Source organism: Brevibacillus laterosporus (assembly GCF_030489605.1).
In the GTDB taxonomy this organism is placed as follows: domain Bacteria; phylum Bacillota; class Bacilli; order Brevibacillales; family Brevibacillaceae; genus Brevibacillus_B; species Brevibacillus_B laterosporus_E.
Map to the genome: position 1 here is coordinate 178852 of NZ_JAUKFY010000003.1, position 18773 is coordinate 197624.

An 18773-nucleotide genomic window follows, 5' to 3' on the forward strand; every position below is an offset into this window, starting at 1 on the left:
ATCAAAATGTCCCAGACTATCTTATGCTGTACATCTTGGAATCAGAAATAATAAGCATGGACGACAAAATCAATAATAAACTAAGTACTAGCTTATAAGAAAAGGGGGTAGTTTTACATGACGCAGCAAAAGCCAAGTCTATTATCCTCCATCATATTATTCCTTGTCATAATAGCTCTTTTTTCGTTGTCAGGTATTCTTTTTCCAATTGACCTAATCTGGTATAACACCCTTGCAGAGCCTGATTGGCTTTTCTCAAATAACGTGATTGCTATCATATGGTTTGTATTATACGCACTGATTGCTCTCACAGTCGTTGTATTACAAAAAACCATTGGGTTAGATAACCTAAACCACTCCTGGTATCTGTTATTTGCGATTAACTACGTGATCAATCAGGCTTATACCTTTCTCCTGTCTATTCAGAAGGATTTGTCGTTAGCCTTTTATGACTGTCTGGCAGCCTCAATATCGACCCTACTCTTGCTATTGTACACAGGCAAATACTCTCGCTGGGCAGCACTGTTACTTTTTCCGTATCTTGTTTGGTCTTGCCTAACCGCGTATATGTCATGGGTTATTTATCAAGTCAATCTCTAAAAACCTACCCTTGCACATCCTTATAAAACCTGATAGAATTTCATTTATCAAAAAATACCGAAAATAAAGGGGCATGTAACCAATGAAATCCATCAGTAAAGAAATTTCAGCCATCTAATTGAATCCAGCAAAGACAAAAGGATAATCTATTCTATTTGTCATGCTTGATTTAGGTCGGCTTTCTTCTTTACTGATTGGAATTTATGGTTATCGGCCCCGTTTCTTTTCAAAGAAGCGGCATTTATGCGATAAAGCTTGTATGTTGAGCAGCTTTTGAGCGTATCGTCGTTTTTTTTATGAAAAACAACACCCTAACAGGACCAAAAACCGCTTCCTATTCGCACGGGAAAGAAGAAAGCCAGCAATGTATGTAAGTCAGAAAACACGTTGGAGGTGCAGCGCATGAGCTGGCTATCTTGGAATGTAAATTTAAAGGTTCGTCTGATTGGAGAAACCTTATTTTCTATCTTTTTGTGGATGTTCTTACCCTTCATGGCTCTGTTTTTCAGTGAAACGTTTGGTAAGAGCACTGCTGGAGTATTATTAATCATTCCCCCGTTGCTTAGTGTTGTCATAAGCTTAATTGGTGGTCGTATTTCTGATAAACTGGGGCGTCGTCCCGTTATGCTTTTTTCTGTGGCGTTTGAGGCTCTCATGTTCCTGTTATTTTTTCTGTCCTCTTCACCTTGGATGATGTACCTTGCTTTTGTCGGTCTGAATCTGAGTGCCTCTTTATACCAACCAGCTAGCGAAGCTATGATCGCAGATTTGACCAACGAGGAAGACCGGAATTTTGTTTTTGCCATGTTTTACACAGCTATGAATTTAGGGGTTGTTATCGGTCCTCTGCTGGGAGCCTTTTTCTTTGTAAATTACCGTAATGAGCTTATGCTAGCCTGTATGGTTGTGACTGTTATCCTATTTGTTGTCTACTTTTTCGTCTTAAAAGAGACTAAGCCATCAGCACCTCAGAATAGCTCAGATGTAGTCGATCCAGCACCAAGTTGGAAAAAAGAATTGCAATCCTTTCAGGTTATTTTTCGTGACAAGGTTTTTTCTCTTTACCTGCTAGCGGGAGTGTTTGTGTTTATTGCTTTTTCCCAAATGGATCTTTACATGGCGATTTATATAAAGGAACATGTGGTACAACAACCGTTAATATGGTGGGGAGATTGGACCTATTCTCTAGGCGGAACATCCTTTTTTGGCTGGATGATGGCCTTAAATGGATTCATGGTAGTGATGCTCACGGCAGCGATGACACGCTGGATTAGTGCGTGGAGCGATCAAAAGGCATTTGTGATTGCATCTTTTCTGGGCGGGATCGGCTTTTTCATGATGGCTTTTAGTAAAAATATCTGGTTCTTGCTCTTCTGTATGGCTGTTCTCACAATTGGAGAGCTGATCCGCACTCCAATCGCTCTAGGCTTCGTCAGTAAACTAGCCCCTGAACATCAACGCGGGCAGTATATGGGTGCCTCCACGCTACAATTTACGATTGGGCGCATCCTAGCGCCACTGCTCGTTACTTTATCGAATTGGTTTGGTCCGCTAGTCATTTTCGGAATTATTTTTGGTGTAACAATTCTTAGTATCCTCTGCTATCAAAAAATGTTCACCATAATGGAGCGTTCAAAATCGGTTCAGGCCTAAATGATTTGTCCTGGAACCTTGCCCAAAAAATCAGGCCCCTGCTTCTCAACTTACGTGAGCGGCAGGGGCCTGTCAGCGTCTACATTTCAACACATGTCGCTATTCTTTTTTTTCAGCCTTTTGATCAGCTTTTTCCCCAGATTCATCCTTAGTAGCAGGATTTGCATCCCCAGTCGTTTGCTTTTGATCCTCCGGCTTAGTAGCAGGAGTTGGCGCTACCTCAGGAACCAGAAATTCTTTCCTATCAAACTTGCCCTTCATCCACTTGTACGTATCATCATAAATCTTTCTGGATTGTTCATCTGTTCTGCGGTAAGCCTTCAAGAGAATTTTATCACTGAAATAATACGCATGGATTTTGTCCTTATCAATTCCGATTTTATGACCGGCAATGAGTTGATTGTAATAGGTACGATAGAAACGCATATCGTATAAGAATTTGATGCTTCCCTCGATTTCTACACCCATTCCGTACTTATTAGCTACATCTAAGGTAAGCTGAACCCGTTCTATAGGTACTTCATTTACTGAGTAATAGTTCGGTTGAAGGAAAGCATAATCAAATCCGAGATTTTTCCATTCTTCTAAACCTGGAGCGCCATAATACGGTATCCAGTAGAAACGGTATCCATGATAATGAACCATATCAGCAGCATTGCGAATCAACTCGCGTTCTTTCGGCACCGCGTCGTCTACAAGCTCTTGGGACCAGTAGATTCCTTCTAGCTTCAAATACTTATATTCGGATTGGTACCAGCGATTAATTAGCTTATCCTTGTACCAGGTAATGGCTGCTAAGCGGTTTTTATAAGCTTGCTCTTCCCCTACCTTAGCAGAATCAAAGGATAGAGACGGCCCATTTTCCTCCAGCTTGCCCCAATCGTTCACTTTTGGAGAAGGATAAGGCAAGGTTAATACCACCTTTTCCTTCTTAGTATTGAGTACAAGAGAATTACGTCGTTTATTCATTTCTAGCATAGCTAAGTTTAAGGCATCCAATTGGCGACCTGGTTCGAATAGATTGTCCATATACTTCTCCCAGTCAGCCTTTGTTTCCGTCATGTTCGGAAACGGAAGGAACAACATGGTATCAAACATTTGATCAGGAATGGAACCATCAGGCTCAATATAGCCCGCCATTGGTAAAAAGTCGTGTTTCGACCAGCTGCCACGGTCGTCATATGCCCCATGGTATACCAATAGCATATCTTTTACCCGGTCATCTGCCTTATTATCTTCTATAGGTGTGCTCGTTTTGCTTAAAGGAAAGGAGATGAGCTTAGCCCGAGCAGGCTCTGCTTCATGTCCATATACCTTCAGTTGTTTAGCAAATGTGAATACTTTTACGGGAAAACGCAGTCGAACATACTGCGCATCCACTTCCGGTAAACTAATGCGCAGAGTGCGATCCAGCTTTTGTAATTCCCCTGGGGAAACAGCATGCGTAGCTTTACCCGCATAACCCCAAATTTTACCGTCCCGCGATACTTCTACCTCTAGCTCGGAAGGCAGTGTAATCCCGCTTGTTTTCTCTTGTCTAAAGGTCAGCTCTACCATATCCAGCGTCTGTACCTTATGTAGATCAAGCGTTACTTCACGTCCCATTTGACGAAGGTAGCCTGTCCAAACATCTGCCGGATCGGTCAATCCGCCAGCCGGACCAGGGTATTTTTTCTCTGACTCATTAAATAAAGGGTCAGCAGGATCGATTGATTTTACGGTTACCTGACTGTTTCGGGCATAATTAATCCAGCCATCTACTAGCTCTTCCTCTTTTTGTTCCTGATCCTGCTTCTCTACCTTAGCTGCTTTGCGATTGTCAGTTTCTGTGGCAGATGCTACAGACTGGCTCTGCAATTTTTGTTCGGAAGAAGCTTGATCCGTTGATGGTTTTTGCTCAGCGTTTTGTTTCTTTTCATCTGTTTGCTTCTTATCGTCGGTTTGTTGTTTGTTATCAGCTTGCTTCGTATCTTCAGCTTTAGACTCAGCCGGATTTGTCTTGGATTCGTCCATATTTGTCTTGGATTCGTCCGTTTTTGCTTGATCCTCCGCTTTTTCATCCTCAGCTATACCATGAGTTGTTACCTCTACAGGTATTTGGATGCTTTGATAACCGACCGTTACCGTTATTACTCCTTTACCTGCTACTGTACCCGCTACAAATGTACCGTCCGCAGAAATATAGCCTAGCGCTTTACCGTCAAATGCGAAAATCGGCGTAAATGGCAGCGGCTGATCTCCCTTGGGCTTGACCTTGATTTGCTCCGTCATTCCAGTCATGATCTTAATGCTGGAGTGATTAACAGTAAAGCCTGTTACATCAGCTTGTTTTTTTCGAAGCTCTACTAGGCGATCCACTAACACAACCGCATCGCCGCGCGTTAACAATTTATCAGGCTGAAATGCTCCTTTATAAGCCGTCAGCCATCCTTGCCGAACCGCTTCATAACTTGCCTCTTGTGCAAAGCCGGCTATCTTTTGTTCATCCAAAAAAGTAGCAGGCTTCGCCTTTTTCTCGGTTGCTCCAATTGAAAGGTGCTGATTAACTCTCTCTAGCAGCACAGCTAGCTCCTGGCGGGAAAGCGGGTCTTTGCCTCCCATACTGCCGTCGGCTTTTCCTTTCATAATTCCATTATCAGCCAATGTAGAAGCATATGCTTGATACACACTATCTTTTGCGAGATCAGAGAATGTGCTTTCTGCCTGCTCGCTTGGGAGCACTCCTAATGCACGGGACAATAGCACAATAAAATCCTGGCGGGATATTTGAGCATTGGGCCGAAATTCGGTAGCCGTCACCCCATTAATAACCTGCATGCCGGCAAGATTCTTAATTGCTTTTTCTGCATAGTGACCTTTCGTATCCTGAAACTCACCATTCCCTAGATAAGCAGAAGAGGATACCGGGATAGAAGCATTCCCCTCTTTTGCCGCAAAAGCTTGGGATGGCACAAATCCTGAGGTCAACAGCAAGGCAGTAGCTGTTGCCACACTCATCAGCCTAAGAGTAAAACCGTTTTTCCACATAAAAAACAACCTCTCTCCTTACCTGAATCGATCTTCTCTATCTATTCAACCATGTATATGACGTTTATCTCTCTTGTTCTGTTACATCCCCGGAATTAGCCCGCGGACGCGGTGGACGCGGCCCAAAGAATTGATAGTAATCCACACGCATGTTTCCATTAAACAGCTTGCGTTTTTTGCTAGCTTTCTTGCCAAAATATGACTCAAAATTCTCATCAGAGGTAATCACGTAAGAAGACCATGTATCTAACTTGCCAAATACCTGCCCCATGTCACGGTACAATCTTTCTACCGTGCGATAGTCGCTTAGACGCTCTCCATATGGCGGATTGCAAATCAGATAGCCATATTTCTTTTTGGAACTTAAATCTCTCATATCCATGCGTTGAAAGTGGATCGTGTCATCTACTCCGGCTTCCTCTGCATTCCGTCTCGCTATTTTAATAACCTCTTCGTCAATATCGGTTCCTATAATCTCCAGTTGCCGATCGTATTGAGCCAAATCATGCGTCTCAGCACGCGCTTGACGCCATGCTGTCCGCGGAATAATCGGCCAGTTCTCCGAAACGAATTCTCTGTTTATACCCGGGGCAATATTTCTGCCAATCATAGCGGCTTCAATCGGAATCGTACCAGAGCCACAGAACGGATCGATCAATACACGATCTGGCTTCCAACGCGAAAGGAGGATTAACGAAGCAGCCATCGTTTCCTTAATAGGAGCTGCCCCGATCCAATCGCGATAGCCACGTTTATGTAAGCCTGCTCCACTGGTATCAATGGTTAGAGTCGCAATATCTTTTAATAACGCTACTTCAATTTTAAAAGTAGGGCCATCCTCGTTAAACCAGCTTGTATGGTAGGTTCTCTTTAAGCTTTCTACAACTGCTTTCTTTACGATTGCCTGACAATCAGAGACACTAAACAACTCCGACTTTACTGATTTCCCCTCCACAGGAAAGTGTCCATTCTCTGGAATAAAATCAGACCAAGGCAATGCCTTTGTTTTTTCAAATAATTCATCAAAACTGGTCGCTTTGAATTCTCCAATTTTCAATCGGATGCGATCTGCTGTACGCAGCCATAAATTTGAACGCGGAATATCCGAAATATCAGCACGAAACATGACCTTTCCGTTCTCTACCGTAACATTCTCATACCCCATCCCGCGTACTTCTTCCGCTACTACTGCTTCTAAGCCAAATGCAGCGGTTGCGATCAAATCTACTTGATGTTTCATGTTTATTCTCCTGTCTTTATGCATCTATTCACGAACTCGATATTTTGAAGTCAACTCGTCTCATTATAGTATATTTTTCCCCGAAAAACGAAAGGTTCTCCCCATTTTCCTGATTTTTCTCATGAAATTGAAACAGACTATTACTGCTGAAGGCTTCACGGTATGGAGAAGGTAAACAGAGATTATCGATCTAGTATTGTCACTCTTGTAAAATAGGAGGAACTTCTATGCCAGAACTTCCAGAGATGGAGCATTATAGGGGCATGTTAAATCGCTATATCTTAGATAAACCGATTCGACATGTCGAGATAACACGGGAGAAAACCATCAATTATCCTGTCACTTCCTTCCAGCACGCGCTGCTGAATCAAACAATCACAACTGTTAAGCGCCGTGGCAAGTATCTATTATTTCATCTAAGCAACAAGCAGGTTCTGTTGCTCCACCTGATGTTATCTGGATTTATGTACTGGGGCAGCGATTCTGATAAATTGGATCGGACAGCCCAGGTTACCCTCGCTTTTGATCAAAATAAGCTTTTTTTCCACGGCTTGCGGCTAGGCTACTTACATCTATACAAAGACGAGGATATTTCTCAGCAGCTTGCTACAATCGGGCCTGAGCCGCTTATGCCGTTATTTACCGCAGCCGACCTGGCAAACCTGTTGAAAAAGAAACGAACCGTGTTAAAAAAAGCCCTTACCGACCAGCATGTTATTGCAGGCATTGGTAATTGTTACTCTGATGAAATTTGCTTTCAAGCAAGGCAGTTGCCTCTTAAAAATTGTCAGGAATTATCGCAAGCAGATATTCAGGCATTATCCCAAGCACTTCGCGAGGTGTTGACACGCGCCTTACAGCTAGGGGGTTATATGGAGTACCGATTTTATAAGAATGATCGTCTTACCGGAGGATATAATCATCATTGCTTGGTCTATGACCGTCCCCAAGAGCCTTGTTTACGTTGTCAGACACCTATCGTTCTGACACATTTGGCTTCCCGCAAGGTATTTTACTGCCCAAACTGCCAGCATTAGAAAAAAGACTGATCATAAGCCCTTCAGGCTACTAGATCAGTCCTCTTTCTTTTACAATATGTTATTGTTTACCTTCTACCAGATACTTATCAAATTCATCTAACAGCAGATTAGCTGCACGCACACCGCCTGCTATATTCCAGATGACATCGTTTACTTTAAATACTTTGTTGTTCTTTGTTACAGTAAGGTTTTTCCATAATGGATCATTTGTCCATTCTTGTTCCAGCTTGCTACCGCTATTATCATTTACACCTTTATTGTACGTATAGTAGAACAAGATATCGCCATCTAATTCAGGCATTCGTTCTTTGGTAATTTCGGCTGCAAAATCATCTTTTTGCTGTGCTTTTGGTCGCGCAAAGCCTACTTCATTCAATAGCATTCCTGCAAAGGTTTGACTGTAGTAAATGCGAGTTTTCCCAGGCATAAAACGTACCAGCGATACTTCTGTTTTTAATTTATCGCCGGCTTTTGCACGCAGATCTGCTACCTTTTTATCAAAATCGGCAATTACCTTATCGCCTTCTGCTTTCTTATGTAACGCTTCCGCATACAATTTAAAGTTGTTTTTCCATTCACCGCGCAATGTTTCTGCCAAGACAGTTGGGGCAACGGCACTTAGTTGATCATAAATCTTTTCATGACGCATTTTTACACCAAGAATGAGATCGGGTTTTAGAGCCGCAATTGCTTCAATATTCGGCTGTAGCTCATCACCGACATCTTTTACACCCTCCATATCGGCTTTGATATGATCATAGAAGGGTTGGTCCTTTTTATCCCAGGATTGTACAGCGCCAACCGGTTTAACACCTAGTTCCAGAACAGCTTCTGTACCCTCACGTGTCAAAACTACCACACGTTGGGGAGTTCCATTTACATTCGTTTCTCCCATTGCATGCTTCACCTTATAAGCTGTATCCTCTTGCTTTGTCTCATTAGGTTTAGCTTCTGTTGCGGTATTCTGCTGTTGACCGCAACCTACGGCAAGCATCATAAGCAGCAAAACTGGCGCAGCAATCTTCATGAGGCGTGAATGTTGCACGATTTGTGAAATTTTCATCTGTTGTTCCCCCTAGAACTCTTGATAACGATTATCAATGTCGGATATAATCGTATATGCCAGAATACAATGTGTCAACAAGGGAAAACATTTCCTTATACATTTTTTGAACTTTCGAAAAATGATCATGTTGAACACCTGTCATCTGCTACTGAAAGAATGCAAAAAATAGGAGAACACTGAAATGGGAAAGAGCATCTTAGAACGGCCTTTTGTCAAGGCAACAGGTCTACTACTCGGATTGTTAGTATTGCTAGCTTGTATGCTCGTCAGTGTCGTTTACGGTGTCATTAATACTGATGTACACACTCTGATAGAAGCTTATACGCATTTTAACGGAAGCAACGAACATATTGTCATCCTTGAAACGAGAGTTCCGCGCAGTATTATTGCAGCGGCCATAGGGATTAATTTAGGTATAGCAGGTTCCATTCTGCAAGCTTTGACACGTAATCCGATTGGGGATGTAGGCATCTTTGGAATAAATGGGGCCGCCTCATTTGCTATTGTTTGTTCTGTCGGTTTCTTAGGAGCAAACTCTATGCAAGCCTTAACCTGGGCTGGTTTTACGGGAGCCCTGCTAGGCGGGATTGCTGTTTATATATTAGGCTCTATTGGTCGCGATGGGATGACTCCCTTAAAAATGACACTGGCAGGTGCGGCATTAACCGCTCTGTTCTCGTCCTTCACAAATGGAATTTTAGTTACAAATGAACAAGCCTTAGAGGAGGTATTATTCTGGTTAGCCGGCTCTGTAGCTGATCGTAAGCTCTCCTATTTAATCGAAGTGTTACCGTTCATGATCGCAGCATGGGTAGTAGCACTGCTGTTAGCCCCAGCCATTAATACGTTCATGCTAGGAGAAGACGTAGCAAAGGGCTTAGGACAACGAACTCTATTGTTAAAGATCGGAATGGGTGCAGTTGTGATTATTTTATCTGGCTGTTCCGTGGCTGTAGCAGGACCAATAGGCTTTGTAGGTTTGTTCACTCCCCATTTGGCTCGTTTCCTGACTGGAAACGATATGAAGTGGACAATATTGTACAGCGGATTACTTGGCGGAATTTTACTGGTTATCTCTGATATCCTAGCCAGGGCCATAGCGATGCCTCAGGAATTGCCAATTGGTGTAATGACTGCCTTACTTGGAGCTCCCTTCTTCATTTATGTCATTCGAAAGGGGATGCTTCGTTCATGAATAAACTGTTTGTTTTTCGTCTTAAAAAACTAAACATTTCCTATTTAATGGAAAGACGTGTGCTGTGGGTCGTGCTTACTATTCTGCTCCTAACGATTATGGCAATGGTATGCAGCGTCGGAGTAGGTGAATATCCGATTTCTCCCTGGAATGTTATGAAAGTGTTTCTTGGATTAGGAAGTGACCAAGAAAATTTGATTGTCATGAAATTCCGCATGCCTCGTCTTTTGACAGGAATGCTCGTTGGAATGGGGCTTGGTGTATCAGGGGCAATCCTTCAAAGCATCATTCGCAATCCACTCGCTTCTCCTGACATCATTGGTATTACCAGTGGTGCTAGCGTTGCGGCAGTCGTCTTCATTGTTTTGTTTGAGACAGCGAGTATTTTCTGGCTTCCTTTGTTTGCTATTGTAGGAGCTGGTATTGCAGGCTTACTAATTTATGTTTTAGCTTGGAAAAAAGGCGTAACTCCTGTTCGACTGGTATTGATAGGAGTTGGTGTGAAAGAGATTTTAGCCGCTCTTACCACCTTAATTACCGTTGCAAGCCCGCTGTATTTGACGCCTAAGGCTAAAATTTGGCTAACAGGCAGTGTCTATGGAACATCATGGGATACCGTATCCATGTTAGCTCCTTGGATCGCTTGCTTTATGTTACTCGCCTTCATATGCGGTCGCAGTGTCAACCTGCTGCAATTAGGAGATGATGTGGCCCAAGGAGCTGGCTCTGCTGTTGAAAAACATCGACTCATCCTATTGTCCCTCTCCGTGGCATTGGCAGGCGCTGCTGTGGCCATCGGCGGGGCAATCAGCTTTGTCGGACTGCTAGCTCCTCATATTGCAAAAAAGGTAGTAGGTCCCGTTTTTGGAGCTTTATTGCCCGCATCCGCACTGCTGGGTGCCATTATCGTCTTAGTCTCTGATCTCGCAGCTCGCACTGTTTTTGCGCCGCTTGATCTGCCTGTAGGAATCTTCACCTCCCTCATCGGAGCGCCGTTCTTTATATTTCTATTGGTTAAAAATCGCAATAAGTAAGGAGATGAGATGCAATGTCTGCTCTAGAAACAAAAGGACTTACCCTGCAATACGGGGATTCCATTATAATTGAAAATCTTGGCCTGCGTATTCCCAAGGGTGAAATTACTGTGTTAATTGGAAGCAATGGTTGTGGGAAATCCACTCTTCTTCGCTCCTTGGCTCGATTATTAAAACCTGCATCGGGACATATATTATTAAATGGCAAAGCTATTGCAGAACAAACAACAAAAGAAATCGCCAAGCAAATGGCTATTCTGCCACAGGGACCGATTGCACCAGAAGGATTAACTGTCTTGCAACTAGTGAAACAAGGACGTTATCCGCACCAAAACTGGCTCAAGCAATGGACTGATGAGGATGAGGAAAAGGTTGCCTTTGCTCTGGAAGTGACGCAATTAACAGAGCTGGCTCACCGTCCTATTGATTCGCTTTCCGGCGGTCAGCGCCAACGTGCTTGGATCGCTCTTACACTGGCTCAAGATACAGATATTATTTTGCTGGATGAGCCTACTACCTACTTAGATATGACTCACCAAATTGAAGTGCTTGATATTTTATTTGAATTAAATCAGACACGTGCATCTACAATTGTCATGGTGCTGCATGATCTTAATTTAGCATCTCGGTATGCGCATCATTTAGTTGCTGTTCAAGATAAACAAATTTATGCTCAAGGCAGTCCGGAAACCGTGCTGACCGAAAAAATGGTCGAACATGTTTTCCGCATGCAATCTAAAATTATTGCCGATCCTTTGTATGGGACACCGATGTGCATCCCTGTAGGAAATAGCCGCAGGTTACTGTCATCTCCAAAAGATGAGATTTTGCCGGCACAACGACTTGCTACGTAAAACGATAACGGCATGTATTTGAAGCATAAATGATCTCCATAAAAGTCATCATGCAAATGTAGATTATTTTGTGGATATTTGGCTCTAGAACTCGACAAACGATTGTCTTTCACGTTACAATCCTCGTGTGATAGTTTTTGCCATTCGTAATGGCTTTGTGTCTGACAGACAATCTATCTAGAATACATATTGCTCTTATAACTGTTACGAGGCTACTTGCACGCTTACTATGAACATGTCTCCGTCGCTAGTTGATGGAGATTTTTTCTTGCTTTTTTATTTGTGATTTCATTGAATTTATTGGCCCAATGATATATCTTAATATTTAGCGTTTTTTTAAGAAAATTGGGTGAGTACTACTAAATTTAAATAGAGATGGGAAATGATAAATGAAAACGATCATACACTTGGATTCAGTGGAAAAAAGCTTTAATGATCACGTGGTCATTCCCGCATTTTCACTGTCAATCCAGGAAGGTGAATTCATCACTTTGCTCGGTCCCAGCGGATGCGGAAAAACGACGCTGATGCGCATGATTTCTGGGTTTGAAGAGCCTACTTCTGGACATATCTACCTGGATGGAAAGGATGTAACCAAAATCCCTCCTTACCAACGAGATATGAACATGGTATTTCAACATTACGCTCTGTTCCCACACATGACCGTTGCTGAAAACATTCTTTTTGGTTTAAAAATGAAAAAAGTGCCGCAGGCCGAACAAAAGACTCGTTTGGAAGAAGTGCTGCATTTTACACAACTGACCGAATATCAGAAACGTAAACCAAAACAGCTATCTGGTGGACAGCAGCAACGTGTTGCAATTGCCCGTGCGATCATTAACAATCCAAGGGTATTATTATTGGACGAGCCGCTTGGCGCTCTCGACTACCAACTGCGCAAAAACCTTCAGGTTGAACTTAAAAATATTCAGCGGAATCTGGGCATTACCTTTATCTATGTGACGCACGATCAGGATGAAGCTATGTCTATGTCAGACCGAATCGCGGTTGTGAACCAAGGTCGGATTGAGCAATTGGGCACACCAGAAGAAATTTATTACAAGCCAAACAGTTTGTTTGTTGCAACCTTTATTGGCGAAAACAATATCTTAAATACAAAAGCAGGTCTTTTAGGAGTACGTCCTGAAAAGATTCGTTTATATAAAGAAAACGAAGAAGTAGCTCGACACAAGAGAAAGGGAATCATTGAAGATATTATTTTCTTAGGTAATATCTTTAAGGTGTTTGTCCGCGCCGAGGACGACATTGTTATTACTGCACATCTTTATGAAAAAGGCTCTTGGTACAAAGGCGAGAGAGTTGGTGTATTCTGGGCAGAAGAAGATGAGGTGATTCTGCGTTGAAAAATAAAGGAAAGCTACTCGCTCTCCCAGGAATCCTCTGGTTAACGATCTTCTTCTTAGTGCCAATGCTGTTTGTGGTCATACTTTCCTTTTTGAAGAGGGGAGTATACGGGCAAATCGTCTACGAATTTACACTAGCTAACTATGCTAGATTCTTTGAATCGTTATATGTACAAATTTTTATCGAAACCTTGCTAGTATCCGTGGGAACGACCATCATTTGTCTGTTGTTGGGTTATCCTTTAGCTTATATGATTACCCGACTAGATCGTAAGTGGCAAAACTTGTGGCTCTTATTAGTGATGATTCCATTTTGGATTAATTTTCTGGTTCGCTCTTATGCTTGGGTCATTATTTTGCGTACACAAGGTCTTGTAAATACTGTTTTGCAATCGCTTGGCCTTATCGACCAACCGCTCACGCTCTTGTATACACCAGGAGCTGTTTTGCTCGGGATGGTCTATGCGTTGTTGCCGTTTATTATCTTGCCGATCTATGTCTCCTTGGAACAATTGGATCGTAAAAAGCTGGAGGCAGCCTATGATTTAGGAGCTACACCAGCCAAAACATTTTGGCACATTACCCTGCCTCTAACTATGCCGGGAGTTGTAAGCGGCTGTATTTTAGTCTTCGTTTCTTCACTGGGCATGTTCGTTGTTCCAGATGTAATGGGCGGTGCTAAATCTTCACTGTTTGGTAATGTCATCCAAAACCAATTCCTGTCTGCACGTGATTGGCCGTTTGGTTCAGCATTATCTATGGTGATTGTACTCTTCTCGATCATCATGATTTATTTATACTATCGCGCAACTAAAATGCAAGAGAAACAAGAAGGGAGAGGATGAGGCTATGAAAATGCGTAAAAATCTCCTGTTTGCTTACTCCTTGGCGATTATCGCGTTTTTATATTTGCCGATCGCCGTACTCATCCTCTATTCTTTTAATGATTCGAGGATCAATGCCACTTGGTCAGGATTCACCCTAAAGTGGTACGCTTCTCTGTTTGAAAATGATCGTGTGCTTGATGCATTGATGAATAGCTTGATTATCGCCGTAGTTACAACCGTGGTCACTACCATTCTGGCAGCCTTTCTGTCATTGGCCCTCCATCGTTATAAATTTCGCTTTAAGCAAGCATTCAATGGATTAATTTATTTGCCAATCCTAATTCCCGATATTCTAATGGGATTATCCTTGCTGGTCATGTTCAGCCAATTGTATATGCCGTTGGGTAAACTAACGATCATTATTGCCCATATCACCTTCAGCTTGTCTTTTGCGGTGGTCATCATTACCGCTCGTCTGGCTGGTATGGGGCAGGAATTGGAGGAAGCAGCCCAAGATTTAGGAGCCTCCTCGTTTCATACGTTCCGTTATATTACTTTGCCAATTATTTCCCCGGGGCTGATCGCGGCTGCTTTAATGACGTTCACGATGTCTCTGGATGATTTCGTAATCAGCTTCTTTGTAGCAGGACCAGATTCTACGACATTGCCACTATATATTTATGGCATGGTCAAACGTGGTGTCTCTCCTGAGCTAAATGCCCTATCTACAATAATGATTCTCGTGATTGTAGTATTAATTGTCCTTGCAGAATCACTTGCTTTTAAAGGTACCGGAAATAAAACCACTCAAGAATAAACTTTTTTCTCACAGGAGGAGGATATGCTATGCGTTTACTTAAGGCCATTGTGCCAATCGTTATGACTACTGTACTTGCCCTGACTGGATGTTCATCTAATAGCGGAAAAGAAGAAAGAGTATTAAACATCTATAGCTGGGCAGATAACTTTAATATGGATGTTATTAAGGATTTCGAGCAAAAATTCGATGCTAAAGTCAATTATGCGATTTTCTCCAGCAACGAAGATATGCTAGCAAAGGTTCAGGCTGGCGGCGCCCAATTTGACCTTATTCAGCCTTCCGATTACATGGTTGATACAATGATCAAATTAAACCTGCTGGAAGAACTGGATAAATCAGCGATTCCTAATCTGCAGAATCTGGTGTCTACCTTTAAAACACCTCCGTATGATCCGGACAACAAATACTCTGTCGTATATACATGGGGTGTAACTGGAATTGCCTATAATAAGAAATATGTAACAGAGCCACCAACAAGCTGGAGCGATCTATGGGATCCGAAATATAAAGGTCGCGTTGTAGTATTAAATGACTCTCGTGAAGCTTTGGGCATGTCCCTGAAAAAAAATGGCTTCTCCAACAGTACAATCAGTGAAAAAGAATTGGATATTGCCAATGCTGACCTGAAGAAACTGTTGCCGAACCTATTAGCATTTGATACAGACACCATCAAACAAAAATTCATTGCCGAAGAGGCTTGGATTGGTACTGTTTGGTCTGGTGATGCAGCCTTTATTTATCCGGAAAACAACAACATTGGCTACGTTGTTCCAAAAGAAGGCGGAACCATTTTTGCTGATACCTTTGCCATTCCAAAGGGTGCTAAGCACAAAAAACTAGCCGAAGAATTCATCAATTACATGATGGACCCAGCGGTATCTGTGAAAAACTATGAAAAAATCGGCTATAGCAATCCAAATGAAAAAGCGCATCCGCTGCATAGCGAAGAGTATCGCAACAATAAAATGATTTTCCTGTCTCCTGAAGAGATGAGCCGTACAGAGTGGTTAAAAGATGTCGGCGAAACCTTGCAAGTATACGATCGTCTTTGGACGGAGCTAAAAAGCGGTCGTTAAGATATTGAAACAAAAAAACCTGTTGTCTGCAAAATACGTTGACAACAGGTTTTTATTTTGCCTATGTACCATGGCTAGCTAGGCTATTATTTGTTCTGATTGATTCATACTATTTTAATCGGATTGAACCTCTAGCCAGCAAGAGCATCCCTCACAAATCGGATTCGTGCTAAGAACACCCAGCTTGATATACAGTGGCTCTAACATACCAAATAATTCGCGATCCTCCGCTACATAAAAATTAGGTAATAACATCTTCAATTTAGAGCCGCCTAATAAATAAGACGCTAATAAATATTGCTCCGAATAGAATAAGTTCATATATTCATGCGGATAATCATATGGTAAGAAAATATCGTGAACTTGTACGATTACCCCTGGCTTTAAAATTGGCAGAATCTCTAAAAAGGCAACTGTTACATCAGAATTAGTAAATGAACGATGCGAGCTATCGATAAACAGAATATCCCCCGGTTCTAACTGTTGGAAGAAATGAATCGGGATCGTTTCCAGCGTTTGTCGAATAACCTCATCACATAAAGAATCAATCTCTGCTCTCGGTTGCGGATCAATCGAAACGATCTTGGTTGACAAATGAAGATCACGAATAGCCCTACGTGCAAACTTCGTGGAATTACCTGACCCTACTTCTACATATCTAGCCGGCTTATGCTTTGCTAAGAAAGTGTATATGGCTACACCATCTATTAAAGGAAGCCAATTATTGCGATAAAACGGCTCTTGATCACTCTGCGGATAATCTAACGATATCGCAGCTAGCGCATCAACATGCTTCATGGTCTCCTCAAGATATTCCTTATACGTACTACGTTGGAGATCCATTTTTTGTTGTAGTTGTGTATGCGGGGGTTTTCCATACCCATGCCGTGGTTGAGGAAATACAGGATATTCAAGAAAAATATTCAAAACAAAGCCACCTCATTTCATACTGGATAGAAGAAGATCTTCTTCTTTTCCTAATGTATGAATGGGTGGCTTTTCTGTTGCTCATATTCCGCTTAAATCCAAGGTAAATAATTAAGCAGTAATTGCTTCGTTCAACGGCATCAGAATTTCAAAAACTTCTCCATGCTGCAGAATTGTGATGTTTTGTTTTTTAATTCTCATAACAGCAACTTCTGGCTTTTGCTTCATCATTTCGATATATTCATCAGGTACTTCCCCTGCGTCACTGATGGTAACGCCCTCAACTTCTTTTTCCTCATCCTCAGCCAAAGGCGTGTTAAGCACAACCTGATAAATTTCAGAAAACACGCTGTAATTGTTTGTAAATACAGTGATACATCTCATTGTCGACATGTTTCCTCACCCTTTCTTTTACATGTTGAATATCCGTGCCTGTTTTGTTGTCTGTTCTACCTTTATAAGATATCCAAATCATGTACGATCTATCAACCTTGAAATAGGGGTATCTCTGTTACACGTAGGAAATCATGTCCAGACAACGGACAGCCTTGCACTTATCTATTTTAGCATATTCCTAGAGAAAGCTCTTCTTCTTTATAAAACTCTTGGTACAAAGCTATGACAGCATTATCTGCATCCCCTGCTCTTACTCCAAACATTAAATTAACTTCTGATGAACCTTGGTTAATCATTTCGATATTAATGTCGGCGATAGCTAGCGCTGTGGCCGCTCGAGCAGAAATACCTACAGAAGACCGCATTCCCTCTCCTACCAGCATAACAAGAGCCATATTATATTGTACATGGACATCGTCTACATGCAACTCATTTTTTATGCGAGATACAATTCGAGCCTCTTTTTCCTTTGTAAGCTGATGTTGACGAAGAATGACCGTAATATCGTCAATTCCAGACGGACTATGCTCGTAGGACAGGTGCTCTTCTTCAAGAATCTGCAAAAGCCTTCTGCCAAAGCCGATCTCTTTATTCATCAAGTATTTACTTACATATATGCGACAAAACCCCACATCACTGGCAATGCCAGCTACAATGCGAGAAGAATTATCTCGTCTTGTCACAATTTTTGTACCTGGCGCTGATGGATTATTCGTATTCTTTATGCAAACAGGAATTTCAGCACGAAAAGCGGGTATTAACGCTTCCTCATGAAAAACAGAAAAACCGGCGTATGATAACTCCCGCATTTCTCGATACGTTATTTCCTTTATCTTACACGGATTCGGAACTAAATTTGGATTTACTGCGTACACCGAATCAACATCAGTAAAGTTTTCATACAGCTCTGCTCTAACGGCAGCGGCCAAAATAGAGCCGGTCACATCAGAGCCTCCACGTGAAAAGGTGGTTAGCTTCCCCTCCTGTGTATAACCAAAAAAGCCCGGAAAGATGAGCAATCCTTCTTTCTCTTTTAATAGAGCTAATTTTTCATAAGCCTCTGGAAGTACTTGAGCATTGCCGTATTCACCACTGACCAGAAGACCTGCGTCTCTTGGATTAATGTACGTAGCTGGGACTCCCAGCGTTCTTAGATATTCAGCAACCACTCTGGCACAATTATCTTCTCCTGAGGACTTTACAACATCCATAAAGCCTTCTGAGTCTTTTCCATCCCATTGCAATAATTTTTGAAGATTAACAATGATTTCCCCTATGCATGTTGGTGGTAATTGTAACTCTGAACAAATTTCCTGATAGCGGTCGACAACCGCCTGCCATTCCGCTTGAGCTTGACCGTGTTCAATTAATTTTCTCCCAAATGTAATCAGTAAATCAGTGACCTTGATATCTTCCTTATAACGCTTTCCAGGAGCCGAGACCACAATAAGCCTACGAGTCTCATCATTCAGAATGATCTGACATACCTTGCGAATCTGTTCGGCGTTAGCCAAGGAAGTACCACCAAATTTACATACTTTCATGTCGTTCCCTCCACCATTCCGTATTGCTTCTCTTTAGGTTGTACACTATCCTACCTCTTGCTTTTTCATATGTCTATTACACAAACTCAAAATTCCTCATTTTTTACAGT

At 42.1% G+C, this 18773-nt stretch carries 16 protein-coding genes; 10 read left to right on the top strand and 6 right to left on the bottom strand.

All coding sequences use genetic code 11. From position 1 onward, the window contains the following. Positions 1-117: 117 nt before the first annotated feature. Together QZ995_RS04505 and QZ995_RS04510 are read left to right on the top strand one after the other, a co-directional pair. Positions 118-600: a TspO/MBR family protein gene (locus QZ995_RS04505; RefSeq protein ID WP_301803641.1), complete on the top strand. Its 483-nt coding sequence runs from the start codon at positions 118-120 to the stop codon at positions 598-600. A 402-nt stretch (positions 601-1002) separates the two neighbouring features. Continuing rightward, positions 1003-2253 carry an MDR family MFS transporter gene (locus tag QZ995_RS04510; RefSeq protein ID WP_301803642.1) on the top strand — a complete coding sequence of 417 codons (1251 nt, stop codon included), beginning with the start codon at positions 1003-1005 and terminating at the stop codon, positions 2251-2253. 99 nt (positions 2254-2352) lie between these two features. Here the strand turns inward: QZ995_RS04510 and QZ995_RS04515 are convergent, their stop codons facing one another. After that, the gene (locus QZ995_RS04515) at positions 2353-5280 is read right to left on the bottom strand and encodes a DUF4855 domain-containing protein (protein WP_301803645.1); all 2928 of its coding nucleotides are present in this window, start codon (positions 5278-5280) and stop codon (positions 2353-2355) included. A gap of 64 nt (positions 5281-5344) precedes the next feature. Then, positions 5345-6520 (bottom strand): THUMP domain-containing class I SAM-dependent RNA methyltransferase, encoded by a 1176-nt coding sequence (locus QZ995_RS04520; protein ID WP_301803648.1) that lies wholly within the window; start codon positions 6518-6520, stop codon positions 5345-5347. Positions 6521-6747: 227 nt separating this feature from the next. Here QZ995_RS04520 and mutM point away from each other — a divergent pair, with 227 nt between their 5' ends. Continuing rightward, complete coding sequence (gene mutM / locus QZ995_RS04525; protein ID WP_301803651.1) at positions 6748-7557, top strand: bifunctional DNA-formamidopyrimidine glycosylase/DNA-(apurinic or apyrimidinic site) lyase; 810 nt, start codon at positions 6748-6750, stop codon at positions 7555-7557. Positions 7558-7618: 61 nt separating this feature from the next. On the opposite strand, the gene QZ995_RS04530 is transcribed toward mutM, so the two are convergent. Continuing rightward, positions 7619-8623 (bottom strand): ABC transporter substrate-binding protein, encoded by a 1005-nt coding sequence (locus QZ995_RS04530; RefSeq protein WP_301803654.1) that lies wholly within the window; start codon positions 8621-8623, stop codon positions 7619-7621. Positions 8624-8807: 184 nt separating this feature from the next. Between QZ995_RS04530 and QZ995_RS04535 the strand changes: the two genes are divergently transcribed. The 7 genes from QZ995_RS04535 (at position 8808) to QZ995_RS04565 (ending at position 15796) form a co-directional block, all read left to right on the top strand. Then, positions 8808-9821 carry a FecCD family ABC transporter permease gene (locus tag QZ995_RS04535; protein WP_301803657.1) on the top strand — a complete coding sequence of 338 codons (1014 nt, stop codon included), beginning with the start codon at positions 8808-8810 and terminating at the stop codon, positions 9819-9821. Beyond that, positions 9818-10855, top strand: coding sequence for a FecCD family ABC transporter permease (locus QZ995_RS04540; protein WP_301803659.1), 1038 nt, complete (start codon positions 9818-9820; stop codon positions 10853-10855). Before QZ995_RS04535 ends, QZ995_RS04540 begins: the two co-directional genes overlap by 4 nt. A gap of 14 nt (positions 10856-10869) precedes the next feature. Then, entirely contained in the window at positions 10870-11709 is an 840-nt protein-coding gene (locus QZ995_RS04545) for an ABC transporter ATP-binding protein (protein ID WP_301803660.1), read from the top strand. A gap of 389 nt (positions 11710-12098) precedes the next feature. Continuing rightward, the gene (locus tag QZ995_RS04550; protein ID WP_301803662.1) at positions 12099-13073 is read left to right on the top strand and encodes an ABC transporter ATP-binding protein; all 975 of its coding nucleotides are present in this window, start codon (positions 12099-12101) and stop codon (positions 13071-13073) included. Continuing rightward, positions 13070-13918, top strand: a complete 849-nt coding sequence (locus QZ995_RS04555) for an ABC transporter permease (RefSeq protein WP_366919676.1) — start codon at positions 13070-13072, stop codon at positions 13916-13918. Before QZ995_RS04550 ends, QZ995_RS04555 begins: the two co-directional genes overlap by 4 nt. A gap of 10 nt (positions 13919-13928) precedes the next feature. Then, positions 13929-14717: an ABC transporter permease gene (locus QZ995_RS04560; protein ID WP_437124717.1), complete on the top strand. Its 789-nt coding sequence runs from the start codon at positions 13929-13931 to the stop codon at positions 14715-14717. A 29-nt stretch (positions 14718-14746) separates the two neighbouring features. Further along, entirely contained in the window at positions 14747-15796 is a 1050-nt protein-coding gene (locus tag QZ995_RS04565) for an ABC transporter substrate-binding protein (protein WP_301803665.1), read from the top strand. Between the two features lie 114 nt (positions 15797-15910). Here the strand turns inward: QZ995_RS04565 and QZ995_RS04570 are convergent, their stop codons facing one another. The 3 genes from QZ995_RS04570 to QZ995_RS04580 form a co-directional block, all read right to left on the bottom strand. Beyond that, positions 15911-16723 (bottom strand): class I SAM-dependent methyltransferase, encoded by an 813-nt coding sequence (locus QZ995_RS04570; protein WP_301803668.1) that lies wholly within the window; start codon positions 16721-16723, stop codon positions 15911-15913. A 111-nt stretch (positions 16724-16834) separates the two neighbouring features. Continuing rightward, complete coding sequence (locus tag QZ995_RS04575; protein WP_003342206.1) at positions 16835-17107, bottom strand: hypothetical protein; 273 nt, start codon at positions 17105-17107, stop codon at positions 16835-16837. 179 nt (positions 17108-17286) lie between these two features. Then, a complete protein-coding gene (locus tag QZ995_RS04580) occupies positions 17287-18663 on the bottom strand; it encodes an aspartate kinase (protein ID WP_301803669.1) in 1377 nt (458 codons plus the stop codon). Positions 18664-18773: the final 110 nt, after the last annotated feature.

Bases quoted from the DNA above. Each gene is read 5' to 3' on its own strand.
- QZ995_RS04560 (WP_437124717.1), top strand. From the start codon at position 13,929: ATGCGTAAAAATCTCCTGTTTGCTTACTCCTTGGCGATTATCGCGTTT.
- QZ995_RS04505 (WP_301803641.1), top strand. From the start codon at position 118: ATGACGCAGCAAAAGCCAAGTCTATTATCCTCCATCATATTATTCCTT.
- QZ995_RS04530 (WP_301803654.1), bottom strand. From the start codon at position 8,623: ATGAAAATTTCACAAATCGTGCAACATTCACGCCTCATGAAGATTGCT.
- QZ995_RS04515 (WP_301803645.1), bottom strand. From the start codon at position 5,280: ATGTGGAAAAACGGTTTTACTCTTAGGCTGATGAGTGTGGCAACAGCT.
- QZ995_RS04545 (WP_301803660.1), top strand. From the start codon at position 10,870: ATGTCTGCTCTAGAAACAAAAGGACTTACCCTGCAATACGGGGATTCC.
- QZ995_RS04550 (WP_301803662.1), top strand. From the start codon at position 12,099: ATGAAAACGATCATACACTTGGATTCAGTGGAAAAAAGCTTTAATGAT.
- QZ995_RS04535 (WP_301803657.1), top strand. From the start codon at position 8,808: ATGGGAAAGAGCATCTTAGAACGGCCTTTTGTCAAGGCAACAGGTCTA.
- QZ995_RS04540 (WP_301803659.1), top strand. From the start codon at position 9,818: ATGAATAAACTGTTTGTTTTTCGTCTTAAAAAACTAAACATTTCCTAT.
- mutM (WP_301803651.1), top strand. From the start codon at position 6,748: ATGCCAGAACTTCCAGAGATGGAGCATTATAGGGGCATGTTAAATCGC.
- QZ995_RS04510 (WP_301803642.1), top strand. From the start codon at position 1,003: ATGAGCTGGCTATCTTGGAATGTAAATTTAAAGGTTCGTCTGATTGGA.
- QZ995_RS04575 (WP_003342206.1), bottom strand. From the start codon at position 17,107: ATGAGATGTATCACTGTATTTACAAACAATTACAGCGTGTTTTCTGAA.
- QZ995_RS04520 (WP_301803648.1), bottom strand. From the start codon at position 6,520: ATGAAACATCAAGTAGATTTGATCGCAACCGCTGCATTTGGCTTAGAA.
- QZ995_RS04580 (WP_301803669.1), bottom strand. From the start codon at position 18,663: ATGAAAGTATGTAAATTTGGTGGTACTTCCTTGGCTAACGCCGAACAG.
- QZ995_RS04565 (WP_301803665.1), top strand. From the start codon at position 14,747: ATGCGTTTACTTAAGGCCATTGTGCCAATCGTTATGACTACTGTACTT.